The sequence below is a fragment of the Rossellomorea vietnamensis genome (assembly GCF_001305855.1).
Taxonomy (GTDB): domain Bacteria; phylum Bacillota; class Bacilli; order Bacillales; family Bacillaceae_B; genus Rossellomorea; species Rossellomorea vietnamensis_A.
Window position 1 is genome coordinate 58,174 of record NZ_LIXZ01000010.1, and the last position, 23,588, is coordinate 81,761.

28 protein-coding genes are annotated in these 23,588 nt (G+C 44.7%); 14 read left to right on the forward strand and 14 right to left on the reverse strand.

Annotated features, from left to right (window positions below; genetic code table 11):
• Positions 1-85: 85 nt before the first annotated feature.
• Positions 86-1,153 (reverse strand): NAD(P)/FAD-dependent oxidoreductase, encoded by a 1,068-nt coding sequence (locus AM506_RS13775; protein WP_060673069.1) that lies wholly within the window; start codon positions 1,151-1,153, stop codon positions 86-88.
• A 323-nt stretch (positions 1,154-1,476) separates the two neighbouring features.
• Here AM506_RS13775 and AM506_RS13780 point away from each other — a divergent pair, with 323 nt between their 5' ends.
• The gene (locus AM506_RS13780; protein ID WP_060673070.1) at positions 1,477-1,719 is read left to right on the forward strand and encodes a YuzB family protein; all 243 of its coding nucleotides are present in this window, start codon (positions 1,477-1,479) and stop codon (positions 1,717-1,719) included.
• 72 nt (positions 1,720-1,791) lie between these two features.
• On the opposite strand, the gene AM506_RS13785 is transcribed toward AM506_RS13780, so the two are convergent.
• Positions 1,792-2,490 (reverse strand): DUF2225 domain-containing protein, encoded by a 699-nt coding sequence (locus tag AM506_RS13785; RefSeq protein WP_060673071.1) that lies wholly within the window; start codon positions 2,488-2,490, stop codon positions 1,792-1,794.
• A 217-nt stretch (positions 2,491-2,707) separates the two neighbouring features.
• On the opposite strand from AM506_RS13785, the gene AM506_RS13790 reads away from it, so the two are divergent.
• Complete coding sequence (locus tag AM506_RS13790; RefSeq protein ID WP_060673072.1) at positions 2,708-3,070, forward strand: HesB/IscA family protein; 363 nt, start codon at positions 2,708-2,710, stop codon at positions 3,068-3,070.
• Positions 3,071-3,119: 49 nt separating this feature from the next.
• On the opposite strand, the gene AM506_RS13795 is transcribed toward AM506_RS13790, so the two are convergent.
• Positions 3,120-3,764, reverse strand: coding sequence for an SDR family oxidoreductase (locus tag AM506_RS13795; protein ID WP_060673073.1), 645 nt, complete (start codon positions 3,762-3,764; stop codon positions 3,120-3,122).
• Between the two features lie 174 nt (positions 3,765-3,938).
• Entirely contained in the window at positions 3,939-4,937 is a 999-nt protein-coding gene (locus AM506_RS13800) for an NAD(P)/FAD-dependent oxidoreductase (protein WP_060673074.1), read from the reverse strand.
• A gap of 503 nt (positions 4,938-5,440) precedes the next feature.
• Here AM506_RS13800 and AM506_RS13805 point away from each other — a divergent pair.
• The 6 genes from AM506_RS13805 to AM506_RS13825 all read left to right on the forward strand — a co-directional run bounded on the left by AM506_RS13805 (position 5,441) and on the right by AM506_RS13825 (position 10,024).
• Complete coding sequence (locus AM506_RS13805; protein WP_060673075.1) at positions 5,441-6,658, forward strand: NAD(P)/FAD-dependent oxidoreductase; 1,218 nt, start codon at positions 5,441-5,443, stop codon at positions 6,656-6,658.
• A gap of 76 nt (positions 6,659-6,734) precedes the next feature.
• Complete coding sequence (locus AM506_RS13810; RefSeq protein WP_060673137.1) at positions 6,735-7,220, forward strand: NUDIX domain-containing protein; 486 nt, start codon at positions 6,735-6,737, stop codon at positions 7,218-7,220.
• A 158-nt stretch (positions 7,221-7,378) separates the two neighbouring features.
• Positions 7,379-7,504 (forward strand): YuiA family protein, encoded by a 126-nt coding sequence (locus AM506_RS22805; RefSeq protein ID WP_159362729.1) that lies wholly within the window; start codon positions 7,379-7,381, stop codon positions 7,502-7,504.
• Between the two features lie 208 nt (positions 7,505-7,712).
• A complete protein-coding gene (locus tag AM506_RS13815) occupies positions 7,713-8,030 on the forward strand; it encodes a YuiB family protein (RefSeq protein WP_060673076.1) in 318 nt (105 codons plus the stop codon).
• Between the two features lie 246 nt (positions 8,031-8,276).
• Positions 8,277-8,981: a 3D domain-containing protein gene (locus tag AM506_RS13820; protein WP_060673077.1), complete on the forward strand. Its 705-nt coding sequence runs from the start codon at positions 8,277-8,279 to the stop codon at positions 8,979-8,981.
• Positions 8,982-9,133: 152 nt separating this feature from the next.
• Positions 9,134-10,024, forward strand: coding sequence for a fructose bisphosphate aldolase (locus AM506_RS13825; protein ID WP_060673078.1), 891 nt, complete (start codon positions 9,134-9,136; stop codon positions 10,022-10,024).
• Positions 10,025-10,105: 81 nt separating this feature from the next.
• Here the strand turns inward: AM506_RS13825 and AM506_RS13830 are convergent, their stop codons facing one another.
• The gene (locus AM506_RS13830; protein ID WP_060673079.1) at positions 10,106-10,897 is read right to left on the reverse strand and encodes an ABC transporter substrate-binding protein; all 792 of its coding nucleotides are present in this window, start codon (positions 10,895-10,897) and stop codon (positions 10,106-10,108) included.
• A 10-nt stretch (positions 10,898-10,907) separates the two neighbouring features.
• Complete coding sequence (locus tag AM506_RS13835; RefSeq protein WP_060673080.1) at positions 10,908-11,387, reverse strand: divergent PAP2 family protein; 480 nt, start codon at positions 11,385-11,387, stop codon at positions 10,908-10,910.
• Between the two features lie 157 nt (positions 11,388-11,544).
• Here AM506_RS13835 and AM506_RS13840 point away from each other — a divergent pair, with 157 nt between their 5' ends.
• Both AM506_RS13840 and AM506_RS13845 read left to right on the forward strand, forming a co-directional pair.
• Positions 11,545-13,050: a leucyl aminopeptidase gene (locus tag AM506_RS13840; protein WP_060673081.1), complete on the forward strand. Its 1,506-nt coding sequence runs from the start codon at positions 11,545-11,547 to the stop codon at positions 13,048-13,050.
• Positions 13,051-13,695: 645 nt separating this feature from the next.
• On the forward strand, positions 13,696-15,012 hold the full coding sequence (locus AM506_RS13845; protein WP_060673082.1) for a Na+/H+ antiporter family protein: 1,317 nt from the start codon (positions 13,696-13,698) through the stop codon (positions 15,010-15,012).
• 53 nt (positions 15,013-15,065) lie between these two features.
• Here the strand turns inward: AM506_RS13845 and AM506_RS13850 are convergent, their stop codons facing one another.
• Complete coding sequence (locus AM506_RS13850) at positions 15,066-15,452, reverse strand: hypothetical protein (protein WP_060673083.1); 387 nt, start codon at positions 15,450-15,452, stop codon at positions 15,066-15,068.
• Positions 15,453-15,616: 164 nt separating this feature from the next.
• Here AM506_RS13850 and AM506_RS13855 point away from each other — a divergent pair, with 164 nt between their 5' ends.
• Complete coding sequence (locus AM506_RS13855; protein WP_060673084.1) at positions 15,617-16,000, forward strand: hotdog fold thioesterase; 384 nt, start codon at positions 15,617-15,619, stop codon at positions 15,998-16,000.
• Positions 16,001-16,075: 75 nt separating this feature from the next.
• Positions 16,076-16,444, forward strand: a complete 369-nt coding sequence (locus tag AM506_RS13860) for a DUF2188 domain-containing protein (protein ID WP_060673085.1) — start codon at positions 16,076-16,078, stop codon at positions 16,442-16,444.
• Between the two features lie 55 nt (positions 16,445-16,499).
• Here AM506_RS13860 and mnhG read toward each other — a convergent pair whose 3' ends face one another.
• From mnhG to AM506_RS13895, 7 genes are read right to left on the reverse strand one after another with little or no spacing between them, the layout of a single operon-like run.
• Positions 16,500-16,862 carry a monovalent cation/H(+) antiporter subunit G gene (gene mnhG, locus AM506_RS13865; protein ID WP_060673086.1) on the reverse strand — a complete coding sequence of 121 codons (363 nt, stop codon included), beginning with the start codon at positions 16,860-16,862 and terminating at the stop codon, positions 16,500-16,502.
• Positions 16,846-17,130, reverse strand: a complete 285-nt coding sequence (locus tag AM506_RS13870; RefSeq protein WP_034763802.1) for a Na(+)/H(+) antiporter subunit F1 — start codon at positions 17,128-17,130, stop codon at positions 16,846-16,848. The genes mnhG and AM506_RS13870 overlap by 17 nt, the downstream gene beginning before the upstream one ends.
• The gene (locus AM506_RS13875; protein WP_060673087.1) at positions 17,130-17,606 is read right to left on the reverse strand and encodes a Na+/H+ antiporter subunit E; all 477 of its coding nucleotides are present in this window, start codon (positions 17,604-17,606) and stop codon (positions 17,130-17,132) included. The genes AM506_RS13870 and AM506_RS13875 overlap by 1 nt, the downstream gene beginning before the upstream one ends.
• Before the next feature lie 6 nt (positions 17,607-17,612).
• Complete coding sequence (locus AM506_RS13880; RefSeq protein WP_060673088.1) at positions 17,613-19,094, reverse strand: Na+/H+ antiporter subunit D; 1,482 nt, start codon at positions 19,092-19,094, stop codon at positions 17,613-17,615.
• Complete coding sequence (locus AM506_RS13885; protein WP_034763810.1) at positions 19,087-19,428, reverse strand: Na(+)/H(+) antiporter subunit C; 342 nt, start codon at positions 19,426-19,428, stop codon at positions 19,087-19,089. The genes AM506_RS13880 and AM506_RS13885 overlap by 8 nt, the downstream gene beginning before the upstream one ends.
• The gene (locus AM506_RS13890) at positions 19,428-19,862 is read right to left on the reverse strand and encodes a Na(+)/H(+) antiporter subunit B (protein ID WP_034763813.1); all 435 of its coding nucleotides are present in this window, start codon (positions 19,860-19,862) and stop codon (positions 19,428-19,430) included. Before AM506_RS13890 ends, AM506_RS13885 begins: the two co-directional genes overlap by 1 nt.
• Complete coding sequence (locus tag AM506_RS13895) at positions 19,859-22,264, reverse strand: Na+/H+ antiporter subunit A (protein ID WP_060673089.1); 2,406 nt, start codon at positions 22,262-22,264, stop codon at positions 19,859-19,861. The genes AM506_RS13890 and AM506_RS13895 overlap by 4 nt, the downstream gene beginning before the upstream one ends.
• A gap of 302 nt (positions 22,265-22,566) precedes the next feature.
• On the opposite strand from AM506_RS13895, the gene AM506_RS13900 reads away from it, so the two are divergent.
• Together AM506_RS13900 and AM506_RS13905 are read left to right on the forward strand one after the other, a co-directional pair.
• On the forward strand, positions 22,567-22,824 hold the full coding sequence (locus AM506_RS13900) for a hypothetical protein (RefSeq protein WP_060673090.1): 258 nt from the start codon (positions 22,567-22,569) through the stop codon (positions 22,822-22,824).
• A gap of 161 nt (positions 22,825-22,985) precedes the next feature.
• Positions 22,986-23,561, forward strand: coding sequence for a DUF5366 family protein (locus tag AM506_RS13905; RefSeq protein ID WP_060673091.1), 576 nt, complete (start codon positions 22,986-22,988; stop codon positions 23,559-23,561).
• The last annotated feature ends 27 nt before the right edge of the window (positions 23,562-23,588 follow it).

Sequence of the window (23,588 nt, forward strand, 5' to 3'; positions counted from 1 at the left end):
GAGTGAGGCTTTCTATAGTGGAAGCCTTTTTTTTGATGGGATATTTAGCATAAAAAAGAACCGCACGTCGCGGTTCTTTTCTATATCATCCATTATGATATTTATACATCCACAATACACCGGATTTCAATAAACGGGCAACGCGTCCTGTAATGGAGCGCTCGTTTACCAGTCCGAAACCATGTTTCTTTCCGAGGGATCCGAGGATTCCCTTCAGCTTGATCTTAGGTAACTCTGCCGGAAGCTCCTCGTTATTCCAACGCTTCAGCAAAATGGTTACGATTTGTTCAGCCTGTCCTTCAGCAAGTTGTGCACTTGGAGCTTGAGGTAGACTTGCGCAGTCACCGACCACATACACGTTCTCATCCTGTGGCAAATTATGATACTTTGTCAGGACGACGCGACCGCTTGCATCCTTCTCCACATCCATATCTCGAACGACCTTGCTCGGTTGAATACCGGCAGTCCACACGATGGCATCACAGAAAATCTGTTCTTCATGGTTATGCAGCGTATTCGGTTCCACTCTTGTAATATTGGAATTGTTCACGATTTCTACGCCGTTTTCGTCAAACCAACCGTGAACGTAAGAACTAAGGCGTTCAGGAAAGGCATTGAGAATGCGTGGCCCGCGGTCGAATAATTTAATCTTTAAATCAGAACGACTTTCCCTAAGCTCACTGGCAAGTTCAATTCCGCTTAAGCCGGCGCCGACGATGCCGACAATCGAACCCGCTGGAAGATTACACAGAGTCTGGTAAGTCTTACGTGACCTTTCAATCGTCTGAATTGAAAACGTATGTTCATCTGCACCCGGTACATTATGATATTTATCCTCACACCCAAGACCGATGACAAGATCATCATAAGGTACGGGATCCTGATCTTTCATACGAACGAGTTTATTCTCCATGTCCACGCCTGAGATATCTCCGTATACGTAGGATAACCGGTCATGTTCCGGGAAGGACACGCGTACATGTTGATCTGAAATCGTCCCTGCAGCAAGCGCATAGTATTCTGTCTTCAAACAGTGATAAGGATTTCTGTCAATCAGGGTAATCGATACATCTTCAGGTAATTGATTGGGTAATAAGCGAAGAAGGACGCGCATATTGCCATATCCTCCGCCAAGCAGCACTAATTGTTTCATGAAAATTTCCCCTTTTTGCACTCTACATTATTGTTGAAATAGTGTGTGTGAATATAATTTATATCCCGGTATAAATAGGGACAGGGTTTAAAGGACAGTCGCGGGTGAAGCGGGTCCTGGTAAAGTAAGCATTTTCAATGTGAAGCATAATTCGAGTAAATTCTACATAAATAAACCTATTAACATTAAAAGTATATCGAAATAAAGGTGTTTTCACAACAGAAATAAGCGAAAATGTTCACAATCTGTTATACCATTACATGGAATGCAAATCATTGACGATAATGATAAAAAAAGGTAGCATAACAAAGAGTAGTGAGGTGATGGAATTGAAACCTATTATTGAATTTTGTATAAGCAATCTTGCTAGCGGTGCGCAAAAGGCGCTTGAGATATTAGAAAGAGACCCGAACCTTGATGTCATTGAGTACGGATGCCTGGGATACTGCGGAAAATGCGCCCAAGCGTTTTATGCTCTCGTCAATGGAGAGGTCGTAACAGGCGACACGCCTGAAGAACTGGTGGATCATATCTATCAATTCCTTGAAGATAACCCGATGTTCTAAACAAAAGCCGGCCTGACCGGCTTATTTTTTTTGTGAAAGTACATAAAAAAACCAGTGGGGCTCACTGGTTTTTTACATAGTCTTCATTTCTTTATGCATTTCCCGGATTTCATACCAGCGCTCCCTGGCCATTTCAATGATTTTCGGTTCGTTGGAGAGATGCTGCTTACTGATTACTTTAGAAAGATAGGCTGCTGCTTCCTCGATCTTATCCTGCCTCCTAAGTAATTCAGCGATGATATACAGAAGCTTCGTCTCGGACATCATAGATCCTGAAGCACCATCTGTCACATAGGCATCGATGTATTCATGGGCGGCCAGATTAATGAAGCGTCTTTCCTGTTCTTTATCATCTATCTTTCGATAAAGCCAGGCCGTTCGAAGGTATAACCCTGCTGTGGTCACTTTTTTCTCCTTCTTGATCAGGGCACAGTAGGCAGCCAGCTTATACGTATTGACCGCATCTTCATATGACCTGATTTTCCCGTAATCCTGAGGCTGCCAGTGCAGACTGATTTTCTTTTCAAGCTCTGATTTAAGAACAGGAGGTATGTATGCTGTAAAATCATCGGTATAAGAAAAACCGCACTGCGGACAGACGGATACGTTATAAAGCAAAGGATTCACTTCATCTGACTGGTACAGGGGACAAAAGTCACTGTCATACCCGGCGAGCTTCACAAACCGGGACCGGATCCTTGTCGTACTATATGAATGTTTACACGATAGACACTGGTTTTTCTTATCATAAAAGGGTGTCACAACCGTCATGAATCTCACCTCATAATCGGGACTATTTACCTCATTATACCTTGGAGGTGGTAAAGTGAACCAGTGTTTTTTAGTATTGGTGAGTAAAAAGTTGTATTTAATGAGAATATTCGTATAATTACCTTTCCAATCATTCACCAAAGCCCCATCGGTTGAGTAGTAAAATAGAAAGGAGTATACTAAGTAGTAAGAAATGAAAAGGTTGGGGGTGTAATGAATGAGTGAAGTTGTCATTCTAACAGAAGCTGCTGCCCTTCAGATTAAAGATATGATGAAGGAACATGACGAAACAGATGCCATGTTACGTGTAGCGGTAAAAGGGGGAGGCTGCAGCGGCCTTTCTTACGGTATGGGATTTGAACATGAGGTTCAAGATGGAGATACAACGACAGAGCAGCATGGAATCAAGCTTGTCATAGCAAAAAATGATGCTGCCATCCTGAACGGTACGAAAATAGATTATAAGCAGTCCATGATGGGCGGCGGATTCACCATCGACAATCCGAACGCCATTGCTTCATGCGGGTGCGGATCATCATTCGTGACGGCGACGAATAAAGGTACGCCGGAGGATTGCTAAACATAAAAGGGACGGACCTCAATTTGTGAGGTCCGTCCCTTTTTCAATTTTAATGAATGTTTTTCAGCGCTTCTTCTACGGGTGTGTCACCGCTTAAGATCTCGAATACTTTGTGGTTGGTTTCTTCTATTGTTAAAGAGTCGACAAGCACTTTCGCAACGTCTGCACGGGGAATCTCACGGTTTTTGTCCGTGATGCTTGTAGCCGCTTCAATCTTTCCTGTTGAATCATCGAATGAAAGGGATCCAGGGCGGACGATGGTGTAATTTAAGCCGCTCTCTTTCAAGTGGGCATCCGCAGCACCCTTGGCTTTTAAGTAGAATTGCAATTCATCCGGTCCGCTTGAAGGATTACCCGCACCCATGGAGCTGAGCATCACAAAACGCTCGATACCCATCTTCTTGGCATAATCGACTGCTTTCTTAGCACCCTCCTGGTCGATGGCTAACGTCTTATCGTCTCCTGTCGATCCACCACTGCCGGCAGCGAAAATGACGGCATTCACATTTTCAAGGGCATACGAGAAATCCTGTTCAAGGTCGGCAACAATCGGTCTTGCCCCCAAGTCTTCCATTTCCTTCGCCTGTTCTGTTTTTCGGATCATGGCTCTCACGAAATGTTGACTGCTATTTGAAAGTTCCTTCACTATATGGCGGCCTGTATTGCCGTTCGCTCCGATAACTAACACATTCATTTTACACATCATCCTTTATCTGAAATTTTTTGTCCTACTATTGGTCTACCCATTCATGGTGAAAATAAACAAAGGAGTGGGTAGGGATAAAATGAAGGTCATGATGAAGAGAAGTCAATCTTCTTTAAATAAGAAAAGGTTCAGGATTCGATATCCTGAACCTTCTGAATGGAATTAATCGTTAAACATGGACGTACTGTGCATCGGCTGTACCCTTGCCTTTGGATCCATATAGGCCTTCGCGTTATTCACCGCTGTCGGTGCCTCCCCGAATCCGCTGGCGATAAGCTTGACTTTCCCGTCATACGTACTGATATCACCTGCTGCATAAATGCCCGGGACATTCGTTTCCATTCTGGAATTAACCACGATTGAGTTCTTTTCGATTTCAAGACCCCAGTCTTTGATCGGACCGAGGGAGGAGACGAATCCGAAATTTACAATCAATTCATCAAGGTCGATGATTTCCTTTTCGTCGCCTTTCGTTTCCTCAAGTATCAGCTGATTGATCTTCTCTTCATCGACGACCAGCTCAGATGGGACGTATGGTGTTTTCAATTCAACTTTGGAGTTGTGTAAATTCTCCACGCTGTGCTCATGAGCCCTGAATTTATCCCGTCTATGTACGAGATAAACCTTTTCTGCGATCGGCTCAAGCATAAGAGCCCAGTCAACAGCAGAGTCTCCGCCACCGCAAATGACCACTTTCTTACCTCTGAAATGCTCCAGATTATCGACAAAGTAATGAAGGTTTTTCCCTTCAAACCCGGATGCATGCTCTAGTTCCAGGCGGCGTGGCTGGAAGGCGCCGTTTCCTGCCGTGATGATGATCGTTCTTGAGAAGTGAACTTCTTTATCGGTGGTGAGCTTGAACATACCGTCAGCCTGCTTTTCTACACCTTCTACGGCCTGCTCCAAACAAATGGTCGTTTCGAATTTCGCCATTTGCTCTTTTAAATTATTGACCAGTTCCTGGGCTTTCACTTTAGGAAAACCTGCAACGTCATATATGTATTTCTCAGGATATAGAGTAGCAAGCTGCCCCCCGAGTTGTGGTAAACTCTCGATGATCTTAACTGATGCTTTTCTCATGCCGCCATAGAACGCTGTAAACAGCCCCGTTGGACCGCCGCCTATGATCGTGATATCATACACTTTTTGATCTTCCTTCAACTGGATCCCTCCAACAATTAAGATGTATTCTGTTTTCATTTATTCTATCATACCGGTTTCGATTCTTCACAATAATCGGCAATATTAGTAGGAATAATCAGACTTTTATCCGATTGGATGTAAGACCTTTCGGGTAGACGGAGCTTATATGCTTCCCTGTACTATTATTTAAATATTCATAAGTTTTCAATTTACGATATACATCTTGAAAATACATCACAAAAAGAATATTATGTAATGTAGACATATTGTTAAGGATTTATGACAATTTTCGCAGGGCTATGGAATAGTTCGTGAAAAAGGTCACATACTTTTGTTCTCATATTTTTTATACTCTATTTCCTTTTTCAATGAGGAAAAAACATCGCGTTTGATTTGTTTTAGTTTCCTTTTTATAGGGAAAAAGATAATAGCATCATATTGAACGGGATAAAAACGCATAATGTGGAGGACTCTAATAGTATCCAAAGCAAATTTATCAAAAAAAGGTGGATGTGATTCAGTTGAGAAAGCCAAGAATCGTTGTATTAGGTGCAGGTTATGGTGGATTAATGACGGTTACCCGTCTTCAAAAGCAACTTGGAACAAATGAAGCAGAAATTATTTTAATTAATAAGAACGATTATCACTATGAAACCACTTGGTTACACGAAGCTTCCGCAGGTACGCTTCATCATGATCGTGTGCGCTACGACGTGAAAGATGTTGTTAACACGAGCAAAGTGAACTTCCTGCAAACGACTGTGGAAGATATCAAAGTGGAAGAGAAGAAAGTCATCACGGGTGAAGGCGAAGTAGAATTCGATTACCTGGTCGTAGCACTTGGTGCAGAATCAGAAACATTCGGAATTCAAGGCCTTCACGAGCATGCATTCATGATTTCAAACATCAACTCTGCCCGTCAAATCCGTGAGCACATTGAATTACAATTTGCTACGTATAAGAACGAAGGCGAGTTGAACGATGAACGCTTGACCATCGTTGTCGGTGGAGCAGGTTTCACTGGTATCGAATTCCTTGGAGAACTTGGTAACCGTGTTCCTGAGCTTTGCCATGAATATGATATCGACCGTAAGAAAGTACGAATCGTATGTGTGGAAGCTGCGCCAATGATCCTTCCTGGATTCGATCCGGAGCTTGTGAAATACGCCCGTGCCAAGCTTGAGAAAAAAGGCGTGGAATTCCATATCGGAACTCCACTAAAAGAAGCTAAAGCAGACAGCGTTGTAATCGCCAAAGGTGAAGATGAAGTCGAAGAAATCAAAGCCGGTACGATTGTATGGGCTGCAGGTGTCCGCGGTAACTCCGTCATCGAAAGAGCTGGAATCGAAAACATGCGTGCCCGCGTGAAAATCAACAGAGATCTTCGCGCACCAGGCCACGATAACATCTTCATCATCGGTGACTGTTCACTGATGATCAATGAAGAAACAGATCGTCCTTACCCGCCGACTGCACAGATCGCCATGCAACAAGGTGAAGTTTGTGCCCGCAACATCGCTTCTTTACTGCACGGTAAAGAGGATCTGGAATTATTCACTCCAGACATCAAAGGTACAGTATGTTCCCTTGGTGAAGATGATGCAATTGGTGTCGTTTACGGCAAGAAAATCACTGGTACAAAAGCTTCCTTCATGAAGAAGGTAGTCGACAACCGTGCTCTTTACATGGTTGGTGGACCATCTCTAGTGTTCAAAAAAGGAAAATTCAAGTTCTTTTAAGTCTTGAATGATTGAATGAAAGCAGAGTGGATTCCACTCTGCTTTTTATTATGGGAGAATGTAGAGGGAGGTGCTTATAATGAAAAGGGGTAAGGTATGGTTGGCCGTTGCAGGTCTGGTCATTGATGAACATGGTAGATGGCTGGTGGTCAAGAAGAAATACAGCGGATTGAAAGGGATGTGGTCCCTTCCAGCAGGATTTGTGAACGCCGGGGAAACAGTCGATGAAGCAGTCATAAGAGAAGTGAAGGAAGAAACGGGATTACATACGACCATCAAAGGGATCATCGGTGTAAGATCAGGGGTCATCCAACAGGACATCAGCGACAATATGATGATTTTTCTGCTGGAGAATGAGGGAATTTCTTCTATTGAAAAAGAAGAAGCTGAATTATGGGATGTCCAGTGGAAGTCCCCTCAGGAACTACTGGCAGATGAGAAGACATCCGTGATGGTGCATGAGATGATCAAACGCATGGGCTCTCAACAGAAATTGAATATGATAGAAGGCATCAATCCAGGGGAGCAGTTCGCCTACACAGAATATCATTTATTTTTATAAAATTCTGTAAAATTTACGAAAGAAAGAGATAATGAAAGAAAAACATAAATGTATTCGCTTTCTTAAAGGTACATCCCCTATAATGTCCCTTTTCTTTATTTAGGATAGATGATATATTATCAGAAAATTAAGAAATTAAAGAAAAGGGAGAGGGAAAAATGAGAGCTACTGCGAATGCTAAAACGAAATACTGTCTTTATTGTTCAGGAAAAGGATACTTTCAGTTAGTATTGGGTGGTTCTGAAACGTGTCCGTGCTGCGGAGGCAGCGGGAAACAGAAATAACCCCCTAAAGGATAGAGAATGAAAAGAGACCTAACGAAGGTGGATACTTCCCTTGTGAAGTATGGAAACCGTTGTTGGGTCTTTTTTTATGTCCGGATGAAAATAAGTTTATTTTGTGAATAAGTGACAAATCTTTCCCTGAAAATATTGACGCTTACATTTCACTCGGGGTACACTATTCTTTAGTGTTATGGAGGTGTAATTTGAAATGCCTATACATGTAATGATTATATCGATGCTTCTATTTTTTGTTCTATTTTTCGGAATAGGGTTTTTGTTAAATATGTTATTGCGCATGACGTGGATCATGGCCATCATTTATCCGATTGTCGTTATTTTTATCGTAGACGAAGTGCGTGTTATAGATTATTTCCGAAATGCAGGGGAGTCTTTTTCAGAACTTGGGACAAGACTCAGCCACTTGGCCGTAGCCGATCTCGTCATTCTCGGAAGCGGCCTCGCAGGAGCCATCCTGTCAGGCATCGTAATGAGAATACTAAGAGCAAAAGGATACCGAATGTTCTAACCAAATCCGTTTAACCGGGAACGTAAGTCCCGAGGTTGAACGGATTTTTTATTTTTATCTAAGTAAGTATTTTAGAGGATGGAACATACTAGTTGAAGGAAAGAATCACCCCGCTTTAACGGGGGATTTTCAACGAAAAGTCCACTTCAAATAATTTCCAAATATTGAAACTATTCGATTTTTTTATCAATTTATGCATATATCTCCTCCCGAATGGGAAGTATGTAGGGTGGGAGGAGTGAATACATGAATCTGTTTAAAATTTGGACAAAAAGATTCGTTATGGTCAGTTTGTTTATCCTTGCACTCGCCACGACCTTTCAATCGGTGTCGGGAGTAGAGGCGCAAACCTTGAAAACCTGGATGATGGACAAGGGTGACAATGATCTAAAGAGTCTCCAAGATAAAGAGCATAAGACAAATCCCCTGAATTTGTCATTCAAGTTTCTTAAAAGGTTTACAGGCAATGAGACAAAAGTGTCAGCCAGTGCTTCTGTTAAGCCTGCAACATTGGAAGAATCCATTGATTGGGATCAATATACGAAACATACGGTTGTAGCGACGGGCTATACTGCCGGCGTTGAATCGACGGGGAAGGACCCTGGTCATCCCCTTTACGGCATTACATATTCGGGAGTGAAGGTGAAGCGTGATCTGTATTCGACGATCGCAGCGGATATTTCCGTCTATCCAATCGGTACCATCCTGTTTATCCCGCATTATGGATATGGGGTCGTAGCCGATACAGGGAGCGCGATCAAAGGAAATAAAGTAGACCTGTATTATGAAACAGTGGACGACGTTTATAATGAATGGGGCAAGCAGACCCTGGACGTCTACGTGGTCCAGATGGGTACGGGTGAGTTATCCGAAAAGGATTTGACCGATCTTAATGAGAACAAATCGATGCAAGTCTTCAGGCAGCAGATACTATCACCTGAAAAGGAATAGAGACGGGCACGCAGTCGAACTGCGTGCTTTATTTATGTGCCGCCTGCCTTGGGTAGAGGGGCACATCAGCTAAGAAAAGGTGCAATCAGTTTAGCAACAGTGTAAAAAGGGAAAAAGTAAAGTGAGATTCGAAACCAAAAGGAGTGGAAGATATGAACAAAAGTCAATTCGACAAAATGAAGAACGGAAAGGGATTCATCGCGGCGCTTGATCAAAGCGGCGGCAGTACGCCGAAGGCATTGGCAGGGTACGGCGTGAAGGAAGACTCCTACTCAAATGAAGACGAAATGTTTGATAAGGTCCATGAAATGAGGACGAGAATCATCACTTCCCCATCTTTCAGCCCCGATAGGATCCTAGGGGTCATTCTGTTTGAACAAACGATGGACCGGGAAATCAAAGGTCAATATACAGGGGATTACCTTGCAGATAAAGGCATCGTCCCTTTCCTGAAAGTGGATAAAGGACTGGCGGAAGAGGAAAATGGTGTACAGCTCATGAAACCGATCCCTGACTTGGATGAGACTCTGCGCCGTGCCTCTGAACGGAAGATTTTCGGTACGAAAATGCGCTCAGTCATTCATGAACCGAACACGAGCGGCATCAAAGAAGTCGTAGAACAGCAATTCAAGTTTGGAAAACGCATCATTGCTGCCGGTTTGGTTCCGATCATAGAACCTGAAGTCAACATTCACAGCGAACAAAAGGAAAAATCTGAAGAGATTTTGTGCGATGAAATTTTGAAACACTTGAATGAATTATCAGAAGAGGAAAACGTCATGCTGAAGCTCTCAATTCCGACGAAAGCGAATGCGTATAAAAAACTGGTTGAACATCCACGTGTCGTGCGGGTCGTCGCACTTTCCGGAGGCTACTCCCGCGATGAAGCGAATGAAAAGCTGAAGGAAAATGACGGGGTGATTGCAAGCTTCTCCAGGGCATTGGCTGCTGATCTGTACGCCGATCAATCACAGGAAGAGTTTGATGCAGCGTTGAAAAAGGCTGTTGATTCGATATATGATGCCTCGGTTCATAAGAACTGATGGAATGAGGAATCGTTAAGGACAAAGAAAAAGAACATGCCTGCTCGCCTAAGCGTGAGCAGGCATGTTCTTTTATGTGAATCAGATCGCAGAATCATTATACAAACCAGGATGCAGCAACCGTGCAAGTTTCTCGGCCCCTTTCAACAAAAGAGGGGATGGCCTGCAATAGAGTGCTTCTTCCAGGACAAAAATTCGGTCTTCTTGTACTGCATCAAGTGTATTCCAACCAGGGCGTTTCTTCACGATCTCAGGCTTGACCCTGCTTTGTTGCACACCTACCCATGCCAGGCAGATGTAATCCGGGTTACGCTTTAATACGTCTTCCCATTCGGTTTGAACACTTGCCAAGTCCACATCTTCAAAAAGGTTCCGGGCCCCGACCATTGTGCTTAATTCGGTCAGCCAGTTGACCCTCCCGGGGGTGAAGACCGGTTTAGGCCACCACTCCCAATATAGGGAAGGAGGATTTGAAACCTTGTTTCCGATTGTCTTTAAACGTTCGACAGTATCCATGAATTCCTGTTGCCGTTTTAAGGCATGTTCTTCGATCCCGCACGCTTTTCCCACTGTTAAGAGATCATCGGCAATGTCAGTAAAACTCTGGGGATTCAAGGTGATGTGGGGTATATTTCTTCTTTCAAGTTCTTCTATATTCTTTTCCATACCAGGTACGCTTAAGGATGAAAACACCAGATCCGGCTTCAATGACTCCAATTTATCCATGTTAATCGACAGGTCCGGTCCGAGCTGTGGGAGGGACTTTACCTCCCTGGGATAATCGGAGTAATCATCGACGCCTGCAAGAAGGGGTGTCAATCCCAGATAATCAATGATTTCTGTATTACTGGGGCAAATGGAAACGATTTTCATGCTCACACTCCTAGACGATGAATAAATAATGAAGCAGAAGGGTCAGGATGATTCCTGAAAGTCCGCCAAAGAATACTTCTATAGGTTTATGTCCAAGTAATTCCTTCAGCTCCTTGCGCTTCTCCTGTTCAGGTTTGTTCTGCCAGCCTTTGGCTTCTGACATGAATCGCTGGAAGTCCACCATCAATTGATTGAGGACAATCGCCTGCTCTCCTGCCTGCCTTCTGACACCCGTTGCATCAAACATCGTAATGATGGCAAACATGGCAGATACGGCGAAAATAGGAGAAGAGAGTCCTACTTCAAGGGCGACCCCGGTCGATAATGCAGTCACGGCTGCTGAATGGGAACTCGGCATCCCGCCTGTCGAGGTGATCAATGACCAATTCAATTCCCTCGTCGCGATAAACTGAATGGGAACCTTTACAAATTGAGCAAAAAAGATGGAAAATAAAGACGCCCATAATGGAAAATTATACAATACTTCCATGCTGTGAAATGCCACCCTTTCAATTGATTGAATAAAAATAATGTTCTCATTATATCATACCCTATTCCCCCGTCGTATAACGTTGCCAAGTAGATTGTTAGAAAGTCGAAATAATTGGACATCTCCGCTATAATAGAGAGTGGAGGTGTCTGTGAAAATGAAATTTTCGATCAATCAAAATGAAGTAACCAATGCAAATGGAGAATGCCTGATCGTAGGTATTTACAATCAGCCGACATTCGAAGGAGAGTTGAAAGAGCTCGATCATAAGTTTGAAGGCTATCTTACACAACTTGTGAAGGATGGGGACATTTCTTCCAAGCACAAGAAAGTATCCAAGATACATACGTTTGGAAAACTAGAAGCGAAAAGAATAGTCTTCGTAGGACTTGGAAAACAAAAGGACCTTACGTTTGATCTATTAAAAGAATCATTGGGCTCTGCGTCCAAATCTTTAAAAAATATGAAAGTGTCCTCTTTTTCTGTCGCACTCGACACATTTGTTTCTGAGGAGATGGCGGCAACGGATGTGGCTCATGCCTTCATGGAAGCCTTTACGATGTCTACCTATGAATTCCACGGCTATAAGAAGAAATCAAATGAACCGGAAGTACATGTTGAAGCGATCGAATTTTATACAAATGGAGATTCGAAAGAAGTCGAGACGGCTTTACACATCGGTTCTGCCTTCGGGAATGGAGTGAACTCAGCCCGTACACTGGTGAACACACCTGGTAATCTATTAACCTCGACTAAATTGGCGGAGTACGCTCTGGAACTGGCTGAAAGATACAACTTCGAGGTGGAAATCCTAGACAAGGAAGAAATGGAGCACCTCGGAATGGGCGCACTTCTAGCCGTGAACCAGGGATCCGTTGAACCTCCGAAGATGATCGTCCTTAAGTACAACGGGAAAGAGGACTGGAAAGATGTCATCGGTTTAGTCGGGAAAGGGATCACGTTTGACACAGGCGGCTACTCCCTGAAGCCCAAAGACGGAATCGTCGGTATGAAAACCGATATGGGCGGCGCAGCGGCAGTACTCGGTGCCATGGAAATCATTGGTGAGATCAAACCGGAACAAAATGTCGTTGCCGTCATCCCGTCAACGGACAATATGGTGAGCGGCTCTGCATTCAAGCCGGACGATGTGATTACCTCCATGAGCGGTAAAACCATTGAAGTATTAAATACGGACGCAGAGGGGCGTCTCGCGCTTGCTGACGGAATGACCTATGCAAAGCATCAGGGAGCCAACTATTTAGTGGATGTTGCAACCTTGACAGGTGGAGTCATCGTGGCTCTTGGTGAGGATAAAACCGGTGCCCTTACAAATCATGAAGCATTCTTCGAGCAGGTGCTGGAAGCTTCAGGGGAATCAGGTGAATTTATCTGGCGTCTTCCTTATACGGAAAATGATAAAAAGCGGGTCCGCGGAAGTGATATTGCCGATTTGAACAACTCACCGGGACGTGCAGGCCATGCCATCATGGGTGGAGCCTTCGTCGGTGAATTCGCCGAAGGACTTCCTTGGGTACACCTGGACATCGCTGGTACGGCTACAACGAAAGGAAGCCATGATCTCGGACCTTCAGGGGCCACAGGCGTCATGGCAAGAACCCTTGCCTTACTGGTCGAACGATTTGTGCCTTTAGAGAAATAATGTTATTTGCACGACGGAAGAGTCTTTTTTCAGTGCCAGAGTTTGTGGTGCTGGAAGGAGGCTCTTTTTTTATGTTTGGCAGGAGGTGGGTCGGTGTGAAATGGGGAGGGATTGGGTATAACTGGTAAATGACGCAAATAAAGAAATAATGACGCAATTCCGGTTAGGAATGACGCAATAATTTGAAAATCGACGCAATCACAGTGGAAAATGACGCAATTACCAGGTACCCAGGCCGTTTTATACGTATCTCATCACTTGATGACAACGCAAATACGACGTAATACTAGTGAATCCGGTCGTCGTTGGGGTGGGAATCCAGCACAAAATATGAAAAATCCGGCCATTATTGGTCAAAAACCAGCTGAAGTGACGAAAAATCCAGCCGAAATGGAACTGAATCCAGCCGAAATATGAAAAAAACCAGCCGATTAACATTTAATGGAAACTACTTCCTCCCGGGACGGACCCCCCGCAACCACACACAAACCTATGAAAAAATTCCCACTCCATCTTTCACCCTGCTAAAGTATTGACAAAATCTCTTTATCTTGTTAAAGTTGAAATCGTGATTTTATTACTCTACCAATTTAGCGAACTAAAGTAACGAAACGATAAACGAAGGATCTAAAGGAGGAAGCAGTTATGAACGCAGTTGTGATAGCGGTACTGGTCATGCTCGTATTGAGTCTTGCGCGTGTGAACGTCGTATTCGCTCTGATTACCGGTGCGTTTGTCGGGGGACTGACGGGCGGACTGGGATTGGACGAGACTATATCCGTCTTTACAGAGGGAATTAGCGGTGGGGCGAGCATCGCATTAAGTTATGCCCTGCTTGGTGGATTTGCGGTGGCGATTTCCTATACGGGAATTCCGAATCTACTCGTTGACTGGGTATTGAAGGTCGTCGGGAAAAAAGGGGATTCAAGAAAGACAGCCCTTTCGAAAGCACTTATTGTTATTTCTATTTTAATCATGGCTTGTTTTTCTCAAAATGTGATTCCAATTCACATCGCTTTTATTCCGATTCTGATTCCGCCTTTATTGAAGGTGATGACGGAGTTACGGATCGATAGACGCTTGATCGCATCGGTGCTCACGTTTGGGTTGACGGCTCCGTATATTCTTTTGCCAGTTGGATTCGGACTGCAGTTCCATGAAATCATCGCTCAGAACATGGCATCGAGTGGAATGGAAATCAACATGAGCGATATTCCGAAAGCCATGCTCCTCCCTATAGGAGGAATGGTGATCGGATTACTGATTGCTGTGTTTGTGAGTTATCGCAAGCCCAGGGACTACAGTGAAGCTGAAGAAGTCATTGCTGATGAAAAGGTTGTTTACAATAAAAGGGCGATGGTGTTCGCCATCATTTCAATCGTAGTCGCCTTATACGTTCAGCTTCAGCTGGAATCGATGATCTTTGGGGCGCTCGCAGGTATTGCGGTCCTATATCTATCAGGATCGGTTAAATGGAAGGAAGCAGACGGGTTACTGAATGAAGGAATGAAAATGATGGCCTTTATCGGCTTTGTCATGATCACGGCATCCGGTTTTGCAGCAGTGGTATCGGAAACGGGTGATGTAGAGAAATTGGTAAAGGCGACGGCTGATGTCATCGGCGGAAACCAGGCTCTGGCTGCCCTCATCATGCTCGTCGTGGGGCTCCTGGTGACAATGGGTATCGGTTCTTCATTTGCCACGATTCCAATCATTGCAGCCATCTTCGTCCCACTTGCCGTGGAGCTTGGATTCAGCCCTCTCGCAACGATTGCGATTGTCGGTACAGCAGGTGCACTTGGGGACGCAGGGTCTCCTGCATCAGACAGTACGCTTGGACCTACCGCGGGACTGAATGCCGATGGCCAGCATAATCATATCTGGGATACATGTGTCCCTACCTTTTTACACTATAATATTCCACTGATCCTGTTCGGCTGGATTGCAGCGATCATTTTATAAAGAAAAGAAGCGGGGCTCCCTCGCTTCTTTTTTGTGCATCAGCATTATTCTCTTCACATCCAACGAACGATCACGATTAAGTGGCAGCAATCCACCTGCCCCAGCTTTTCGTCAAATACGAGGCGGACTCCATCGGGATTGAACGATACAATCGGCTGTACCCTTGTACCAATGGTTTGAAGTAGTTTATGTACTTCAGGGACATTCGATTGCTGTGCTGCATTCATAAATTTCGAGGAAAACTCTTTGGATGTGTTGATTTTCTGAAGCACCTTTTGGGCATCTCCCAGTAAGTTCAACGTTTTACCTGCCGAACTCATGAATGTTTTCGTTTCGACAGGAGGGTAGTTCCGATTATGCAATGGAATAGCCTGGGCCCTCGAGTGGACAGGCGAGTAGGGGCGTTGAACAGGTGGATAAAAAGGGTGGTACCGATACATAACTTAAAACCCCTTTCGTTAAAAATGCTCTAAGGATATGTATGAAACTGTTCAACGGATTATTCATCAATCGAAGGCAGGAAGGACGGGACAGGGAAATAGAGGATTTTCACACATTTTTCTCGAAAAGGTAGTAGAGAATACTATGATATGGGGGAATTCACGTGAATACGGAAAATACATTAATCAGTGCATTAGGGATTGAATTTGTAGAACTGGGAAAGGGTAAGGTCATCGCGACGATGCCCGTGAATGAACAGACGAGACAGCCCTTCGGCTTCCTTCATGGCGGGGCTTCGGTTGCACTTGCAGAAACGGTTGCGAGTGTAGGGGCGGTACAATTGATCGACCTGGAGAAAGAAATATGCTTCGGCCTTGAAATCAATGCGAATCACATTAAAGCGAAACGGGAAGGCATCGTCACAGCGACGGGAACGGTCATGCATCAGGGCAGGACCACGATGGTATGGGACATTAAGATCACAGACGAAGAGGATCAATTAATCTGTGTATCACGCTGCACGATGGCAGTGGTCCCGAAACGCTGACGGCAAACTGAAATGTTTAATCAGTGAAGAAATGGGAAATCAATTACTAACCAATACATTAGGAGGCCAATACAAATGAGTTGGACAAGAAATGATTACCCTGATTCACTGAAGAACCTGCCTGCGGACGTACGGAACAAAGCCATCGAGATTGCCAATGCCCTTTTGGATGAAGGATATGAAGAGGGAAGGGCGATTGCCATCGCCACTGACCGTGCTCATCAATCTGAAGAGGGGGATATATCGGATAAGACCGAATATCACATCACGTCACATGACGACGGCTGGCAGTTAAAGAAGGCCGACGGGAAGAGGGCCATCCTGGTTGAGAATACAAAGGACAAACTCCTTTCGAAAGCGAAAGACTATGTGACGGATCATTCCGGGACTCTCGTTGTGCATAAAGAGGACGGAAGCGTTGAAGAGCACTTGTATCAGCGCTAGGAAATAGAAAAAGGCTTGACCCTTTAACAAATCGGGTCAAGCCTTTTTGTGTTCCTTATTGACTGTTCTGACGCTCATATTGTTCTTTATCCTTTAAATCATCCCGTACACTTTTGTCCCACAGTTTGACGCCGGTATTATAGGCGGCACGCGAGATGAGATGTCCGGCAACCGGCGCTGTGACAAAGATGAAGACGATGGCCAGGATCAGTCTTGAATTGAAATGACCATGCTCCAGATAAAAGTAAAGAAATGTGGCGAGCAGGATCGACATGACCCCGAGCGTCGCACTTTTAGAAGCAGCATGATTTCTCGTATATACATCGGGAAGTCTCAATACGCCGAAAGCCGTGACCAGGCTGAGAAATCCGCCAATGACTAAAAAGAATCCAATGAAAAATCTAATGATCTCGCTCACGTTCGATGATCTCCCCTTTCTCCAGAAACTTTGAAAAGGCGACGGTTCCGATGAAAGCAAGGATTCCGAGAAGCAGGATCACTTCTAGAAAAGCGTACGTATCGAGCATCATCGAAACGAGTGCAATGATGGCGATCAAGTTGATCCCGATTGCATCGAGTGCCACTACCCGGTCAGGGATTGTGGGACCTTTCACCACTCTGTAAACGAGGCCTAGCATGGATATGGAGACGCATAATAACGTGATTTGAAAGATCAGATGTAACATTAGCGGCTCACCTCCATGATGGCTTTTTCAAACGAATCCTTTATTTCATTGATGGCTTCATCGACATCCGGCATATCGATGGCATGAACATAAAGAATCTTGTTGTCGTACGACACATCCATGACCAGTGTCCCAGGTGTCAGTGTGATCAGGTTCGCCAAGAGCGTAATCTCCCAATCGGTCTTCAATTCTGTCGGTAAAGCGAAGATGCCCGGCTGGAAGTCCAACTTCGGTTTCAGAACCGTTTTTAACACTGAGATGTTTGCCATGATCAGTTCTTTCAAGAACAGGAAGAATAAACTGATCACGGCAGCCACCCGCAATAAATAAAACCGGGAGTTGAAAAATCTTCTGAATGCAAAGATAACAAGCAATCCTAGTAAAAAGCCAATAAAGAATGACTGAGAAGTAAAGGATACCGAAAGAAACATCCAGACAAAGGCCAGGAAAAAGTTTAATAAAATTTGAAAAGCCATTCTGCATTACTCCTTTAACACTGCGTCTATATAGAGATTCGGATTCACCAGTACTTCGGTTGCTTGTGAAAAGAGTGGACGCATCGCTTCTGCTCCAAGGCCGTAACCTACAGCCAGAACGACGAGTACAGCAGACGTCATCCATAAGTAACGGGCGTCTCCCTTTGACACTCCGTTATATTCCTTCGGGGTTCCCCAAATACCATTCACGAAGATCTTGATGACAGAGTAGAGCACCAAAAGACTGGATGCAAGAACGACACCTGCACCTACGTAGGATTCTGCTGCAAAGCTTCCCCGCAAGATTAAAAATTTACCGATAAAACCGCTTAAAGGCGGGATCCCGGCAAGGGAGAATGCGGCAACAAGGAACGTCCATCCAAGCCATGGATAGTGCTTGATCAATCCGCCCATTTTCTTCAGGTTGGTCGTGCCTGTGATGGCAATCATGACGCCGATCAGAAGGAATAAAGCGGCCTTGATGATCATGTCATGAATAAGGTAATAAATCGCACCCTCCATCGCTTCAGGATTCATGGTCGATACCCCGAATAGAATGACCCCGACGGCAATGATGATGTTATAGATGATGATTTTCTTAACATCCCAATAGGCAATGGCACCGATACAGCCGAGTACGATGGTGAGGATCGCAAGCATGCTCAGGATCTCATGGGTGAAACCGGTATCGTGATAGAAAAATAGTGTGTATGTCCGTATGATCGAATAAACTCCGACTTTTGTAAGCAGTGCCCCAAACAATGCAAGGACCGGTGTCGGAGGAGCACTGTATGAGCCGGGCAGCCAAAAGTACAGAGGAAAGATTGCACCTTTAAGGCCAAAGACTAAGAGGAACAGGATAGCGATGCTCGTGATGATGCCCGGCTGATCCACTTCGGCTATTTTCCTCGAAATATCCGCCATATTCAGGGTTCCAACGACTGAATATAAGTATGCAACGGTAATGACGAATAGGGCAGAGGAGATGACATTCACCAGAATGTATTTAATTCCTTCACGCAGCTGCGCCTTCGTCCCGCCAAGGACCAGCAGTACATAAGAACTCATAAGCATTACTTCGAAAAAGACGAATAGGTTGAAGATATCACCTGTCGTGAAAGCCCCGTTCACTCCAACCAATAGAAACTGAACGACGGGATAATAGTAGAATCGCTCCCTGTCCACTCCAATCGACTTAAACGAGTAGAAGAGAACGACAAGGGCTATGATACTTGTCGTAGTCACAAGTAAGGCAGAGAGCATGTCGGACACGAGGGTGATCCCAAAAGGAGCTTCCCAGCTTCCGAGGTTCACCGTCTGGATTCCGTCATGGTGAACCGTATTGATCAGTACAAGGGATGCTGCGACTGTACCCAGTGTTGACAGAGCTGAAATCCCTCGTTGCAGTTTCACATATTTGCTGATAAACATTAAGATAATCGCCGTGAATAACGGGATTAGAATCGGTAGTATTAATAAGTTAGTCATTTCCTTCGTTACCTCTCATCTGATCCATATTATCCGTGCCAAGCTCCTGATATGCCCGATAAGCGAGAACGAGGAAGAAAGCTGTCACTCCAAAGCTGATGACGATTGCCGTCAGGATCAATGCCTGTGGCAAAGGGTCTACATACGATTCAGCGTGTTCCCCAAGAAGAGGCGCAGCTCCTCCTTTAAGTCCACTGACGGAAAGGATCAATAAATGGGCACCGTGGCTTAATAGGGCTGTCCCGATGATGATCCGGAGCAAGCTCTTGGATAACATTAAGTACACGGCGCTTGTGAATAGAATTCCGACGACGACGGCCATGATGATTTCCATTATTCGCTCACCCCAATCGTTTGAATAATGGTCATGGTGACCCCTATGACCACCAGATACACGCCAGTGTCAAAGAGAACGGCCGTGTGCAGCGATGTCTTCCCTAATAAGGGAAGGTGAAAATAATCGTACGCGTGGGTGAGGAAAGGAACATCGAATAACAATGCCCCGGCACCCGTGGCCACTGAAAAGAACAGTCCGATCGCCGTGATGATCTTGTAATCCACCGGTAAAATGGTGGCGACGGTCTTGATGTCATAAGCGAGTAGCAGTAACACAATGGCTCCCGACGTCATCAAGCCCCCGATGAATCCTCCCCCCGGGGTGTAGTGACCCGAGAAGAAAAGGCGCAACGAGAACAGGATGATGATGAATGCGACCACATTGGTAACGGTCTGCAGGATGACATCATTCGTTTTTACTTTTGTTTTCATCCTTCATCCCTCCTTGTAAGGCGCAATTTAATCATGGAGAATATGCCGAGTGCCGCAATGGCCAAGACGCAGATTTCAAACATGGTATCAAATCCGCGAAAGTCTACGAGGATAACGTTGACCATGTTTTCCCCGCCGGCTTTATCATGGGTATTCTCAATATAATACTTCGAAATGGACTCAAACATTTTCGAGCTGTAGGAAGAGATGGCAAATAATGCGACGACCACCCCGACCCCGATCGAAATGAGGGCATTCCCGAGTTTAAACCGCATACGTTCTTCATGCCTGCTTAATTTAGGCAGATGATAGAAGCAAAGTAAGAACAGGGCCACCGACACGGTTTCGATGACGAGCTGTGTCAGGGCAAGATCCGGTGCACGGAATAACACAAAGAATAATGAAACCGTATATCCTGCAGCTCCAAGCGAAATGATGGACGTCAGCCGTGATTTCGCAAACAGGATGGTGACCGAACTGATCACAAGGAGAAGCGCAATGGCAATCTCATATACTCCGACCGGCGCAAGCTCTTCCGTATTGACGGTGAACGCCCCTTTGAACCACAGTGCAAACAATGATATGGCAATGAAGAAGGAGAAGATGTACACCAGGTACGTACGGATAAAGCCTGTCATATAGCCGCTTGTAAAATTGTGGGCGCCACGCTCGCTCTTGATCAGTCCTCCATCATAGAAAGAATTCAACGTAAAGCGCTCAGGAATCCATGTATATACCTTTTTCCATGAAGGAAGCAGGAGATACAACAGGATTCCGAATAGAATGACCCCAAATGTCATGAATAGTTCAGGTGTAAACCCATGCCAGAATGAAATATGCGTTTCGACGGCATGTCCCTCTTGGATCAGGCTTGGCGTGATTGCCTCCACTGCCGGCGCGATGATCCGCTCTGACAGGATATTCGGAAAGAAACCGAAGATGACCACGAGTGAAGCCAATATGATCGGTGAGATCAACATCCCGAGCGGTGCTTCATGCGGTTTCTTTTCAAGTTTCTCGGGTTGGTGCTTCCCTGTAAAGGTTTTGAAGACCAGGATCATGCTGTAGATAAACGTGAACACACTTCCTACCCAGGCAAGGAGCGGGAAGATCATGCCGAATGTATCCAGGTTGAAAATATCCATGTCAAGCACCCTGACCATTCCTGTGAAGAACATCTCCTTAGAAAGAAATCCGTTGAATGGAGGAAGCCCGGCCATGGAGAAGGCTCCGATGATGGCAATGGTGAACGTGATGGGCATAAAGTTCATCAGTCCCCCAAGCTTCCGGATATCCCGGGTGCCTGTTTCGTGATCGATGATCCCTGCGACCATGAATAAACTTCCTTTGAAGGTCGCGTGGTTGATCAAATGGAATACGGCTGCGAGTGTGGCCACCATATAAATGTTTTCATCCAGTTCCGTGTAGTGAAGAGCCGCTGCCCCCACTCCCAACAGGGACATGATGAGGCCCAGTTGACTGACGGTGGAAAAAGCAAGGATTGCCTTTAAATCCGTATGTTTCACGGCGTTGAAAGAACCCCAGAATAAAGTGAAAATCCCTACGCCGCCAACGAGCCATAGCCAAACGCTTGATTCTGCAAATACAGGACTCAAGCGGGCAACAAGATAAATACCTGCTTTAACCATCGTGGCAGAGTGCAGGTATGCACTGACCGGAGTAGGTGCTTCCATGGCATCCGGCAGCCAGATGTGAAATGGAAACTGAGCGGATTTCGTGAAAGCTCCCAACAGTACAAGAAGCAAGGCAGGAAGGAATAGCGCCTGTGTCATGAGCTGATCAGACTGTCCGACTAATTCCCTGATGCTGAAAGTCCCGCCCATCAGATAGAGGAGCAGGAAACCTCCGAGCATGCTGAGTCCTCCAAATACCGTGATGAGCATCGATTTTTGTGCTCCATATCTTGAACGCTCACGGTGGTACCAGTAACCGATCAATAAGAATGATGAAATAGAAGTGAATTCCCAGAACATATAAAGAACGATCAGGTTGTCGGAAAGGACAACGCCCAACATCGCTCCCATGAACATCATCAAGTATACATAAAAGTTATGTAATTGCTCCTTCTTCTTATCTAAGTAATAAATGGAGTAAAGGACAACCAATGAACCGATCCCCGTGATAAGCATGGCAAAAAGCAATCCAAGACCATCTACGTAAGCGGTGAAGTTGATCCCGAAGGAAGGCATCCACTCCAAGGTTTCCTTGACCGCATCCCCATTTCTCGTAATGGAGATGAATTGAAAAAAGTACGTGAATAAAGCTGCCGGCAGCAATAGTACGAACCAGCCGGTATGTACATTCCGAAATGCTTTATATAGAAATGGAATGAGTATCGCAAATAAAAAAGGCGATACAATTGCCCAATGTAATAAAGTCATTTAAAACCCCCCTCTTATTATAATCGTTTATTCTCAACATGGTCTCATGTCAACCTTATTCAATAATCGGCAACATTCTTCATTACTCGACCGAAGCTGAACCTCAAAGAGCATTATAACGTAAAAAATAAATGCTTGCATGCCTCAGCATCCCATTCATATCACAACTTTCAAGAAGTATTAAATATGAAGATACGTGGAAATGCACGTAGAAAAAATTGTTGGATTTTCTCCTCGAATCTCGATACTTCCAGAATAGTTTCGGTCAAATTGGAGAATCCTATCCATAAGGTGGTGAAGTTATGAAAAAGAAAACAGTAGCGGTTACGACCATATTTTTTGCTTTTTTTGGCTTTGCGTGGATGGTGGAAACCGAAGATCGATTCAATCGGGGTATCATTGAGACCGAAGACCCGACGAGTATGAATATCAAACCGGTTCAATATGGTGAAAATGAAGAAGTGGAAGAGGAAATGACGCAAGAACCCGCTCGCGGGCGACAACCATTTGGATCGAGGGAATATATCAGAGTGGTACCCCATTCTAATTACCTTCAATGAAGCGGCCCTTTCTTCCATAAAAGAAGGGGCGTTTTTTGTTTGTAGGCGTTAAGGATAGATAGGCATATTGTCATTGTTCCTTCTGTTCCTATACCCTTTTCAAGATCTCCATAAACGATTATGATGAGAGTGGATGAAGAATCGTTATGGGAGAGTTTCGAGTGAAAAATACATACTTAACAAGTTATTTACCCCTTTTTTCGATACTATTGTTTAGTCTGACGTTTTCCGTTTATGGAGTGGGGATCTTCGTGGACTTATTTAAAAAAATCGGTGTCTACCCGGGCATGAGGGAGTTTTTATCCGATATACAGCTTAAGCTTGCCATTTTGATCCTGCTAATGGTCGCCTTCTTCATGGTGTTCGCGGCTTTAAAACTGATTGCGGAAACCATCAATGGGGTATCCATGCTGTTTTTTGCCACGGATTCTGATGGGCAGTTGTATAATCTTGTTCGCACAGGTTCTATGATTTACTTCATCGGGGGCTTGATGTCTGTGGTGAGTCTAAAGTCTTTTATAGGGCTTTTCATCATATTTGCACTTAGTTCCCTTGCTTATTTTATCTACTTTGTGTATAAAATAAGTCCGTCCCTCTCGAAATGGGGGATTTTCGGAGTGGTGAGTTTGCAGGTGTTCTCCTGGTCTTCGTTATTTTTGACGATTTTCTTTGTGTTTTTGAAGCTTTATAACGGAGTGATGGCAAGTCTGCCGATTATGTCGAAGGTGAAATTATAAATAGAAAGAGCGTCTTCAGCACATGCT

Excerpts from the sequence above, each read along its gene's own strand:
- AM506_RS13775 (WP_060673069.1), bottom strand. The coding sequence starts at position 1,153 with ATGAAACAATTAGTGCTGCTTGGCGGAGGATATGGCAATATGCGCGTC.
- AM506_RS13780 (WP_060673070.1), top strand. The coding sequence starts at position 1,477 with ATGGAATTGAAACCTATTATTGAATTTTGTATAAGCAATCTTGCTAGC.
- AM506_RS13785 (WP_060673071.1), bottom strand. The coding sequence starts at position 2,490 with ATGACGGTTGTGACACCCTTTTATGATAAGAAAAACCAGTGTCTATCG.
- AM506_RS13790 (WP_060673072.1), top strand. The coding sequence starts at position 2,708 with ATGAGTGAAGTTGTCATTCTAACAGAAGCTGCTGCCCTTCAGATTAAA.
- AM506_RS13795 (WP_060673073.1), bottom strand. The coding sequence starts at position 3,764 with ATGAATGTGTTAGTTATCGGAGCGAACGGCAATACAGGCCGCCATATA.
- AM506_RS22805 (WP_159362729.1), top strand. The coding sequence starts at position 7,379 with ATGAGAGCTACTGCGAATGCTAAAACGAAATACTGTCTTTATTGTTCA.
- AM506_RS13815 (WP_060673076.1), top strand. The coding sequence starts at position 7,713 with ATGCCTATACATGTAATGATTATATCGATGCTTCTATTTTTTGTTCTA.
- AM506_RS13820 (WP_060673077.1), top strand. The coding sequence starts at position 8,277 with ATGAATCTGTTTAAAATTTGGACAAAAAGATTCGTTATGGTCAGTTTG.
- AM506_RS13825 (WP_060673078.1), top strand. The coding sequence starts at position 9,134 with ATGAACAAAAGTCAATTCGACAAAATGAAGAACGGAAAGGGATTCATC.
- AM506_RS13830 (WP_060673079.1), bottom strand. The coding sequence starts at position 10,897 with ATGAAAATCGTTTCCATTTGCCCCAGTAATACAGAAATCATTGATTAT.
- AM506_RS13835 (WP_060673080.1), bottom strand. The coding sequence starts at position 11,387 with ATGGAAGTATTGTATAATTTTCCATTATGGGCGTCTTTATTTTCCATC.
- AM506_RS13840 (WP_060673081.1), top strand. The coding sequence starts at position 11,545 with ATGAAATTTTCGATCAATCAAAATGAAGTAACCAATGCAAATGGAGAA.
- AM506_RS13845 (WP_060673082.1), top strand. The coding sequence starts at position 13,696 with ATGAACGCAGTTGTGATAGCGGTACTGGTCATGCTCGTATTGAGTCTT.
- AM506_RS13850 (WP_060673083.1), bottom strand. The coding sequence starts at position 15,452 with ATGTATCGGTACCACCCTTTTTATCCACCTGTTCAACGCCCCTACTCG.
- AM506_RS13860 (WP_060673085.1), top strand. The coding sequence starts at position 16,076 with ATGAGTTGGACAAGAAATGATTACCCTGATTCACTGAAGAACCTGCCT.
- AM506_RS13870 (WP_034763802.1), bottom strand. The coding sequence starts at position 17,130 with ATGTTACATCTGATCTTTCAAATCACGTTATTATGCGTCTCCATATCC.
- AM506_RS13875 (WP_060673087.1), bottom strand. The coding sequence starts at position 17,606 with ATGGCTTTTCAAATTTTATTAAACTTTTTCCTGGCCTTTGTCTGGATG.
- AM506_RS13880 (WP_060673088.1), bottom strand. The coding sequence starts at position 19,094 with ATGACTAACTTATTAATACTACCGATTCTAATCCCGTTATTCACGGCG.
- AM506_RS13885 (WP_034763810.1), bottom strand. The coding sequence starts at position 19,428 with ATGGAAATCATCATGGCCGTCGTCGTCGGAATTCTATTCACAAGCGCC.
- AM506_RS13890 (WP_034763813.1), bottom strand. The coding sequence starts at position 19,862 with ATGAAAACAAAAGTAAAAACGAATGATGTCATCCTGCAGACCGTTACC.
- AM506_RS13895 (WP_060673089.1), bottom strand. The coding sequence starts at position 22,264 with ATGACTTTATTACATTGGGCAATTGTATCGCCTTTTTTATTTGCGATA.
- AM506_RS13900 (WP_060673090.1), top strand. The coding sequence starts at position 22,567 with ATGAAAAAGAAAACAGTAGCGGTTACGACCATATTTTTTGCTTTTTTT.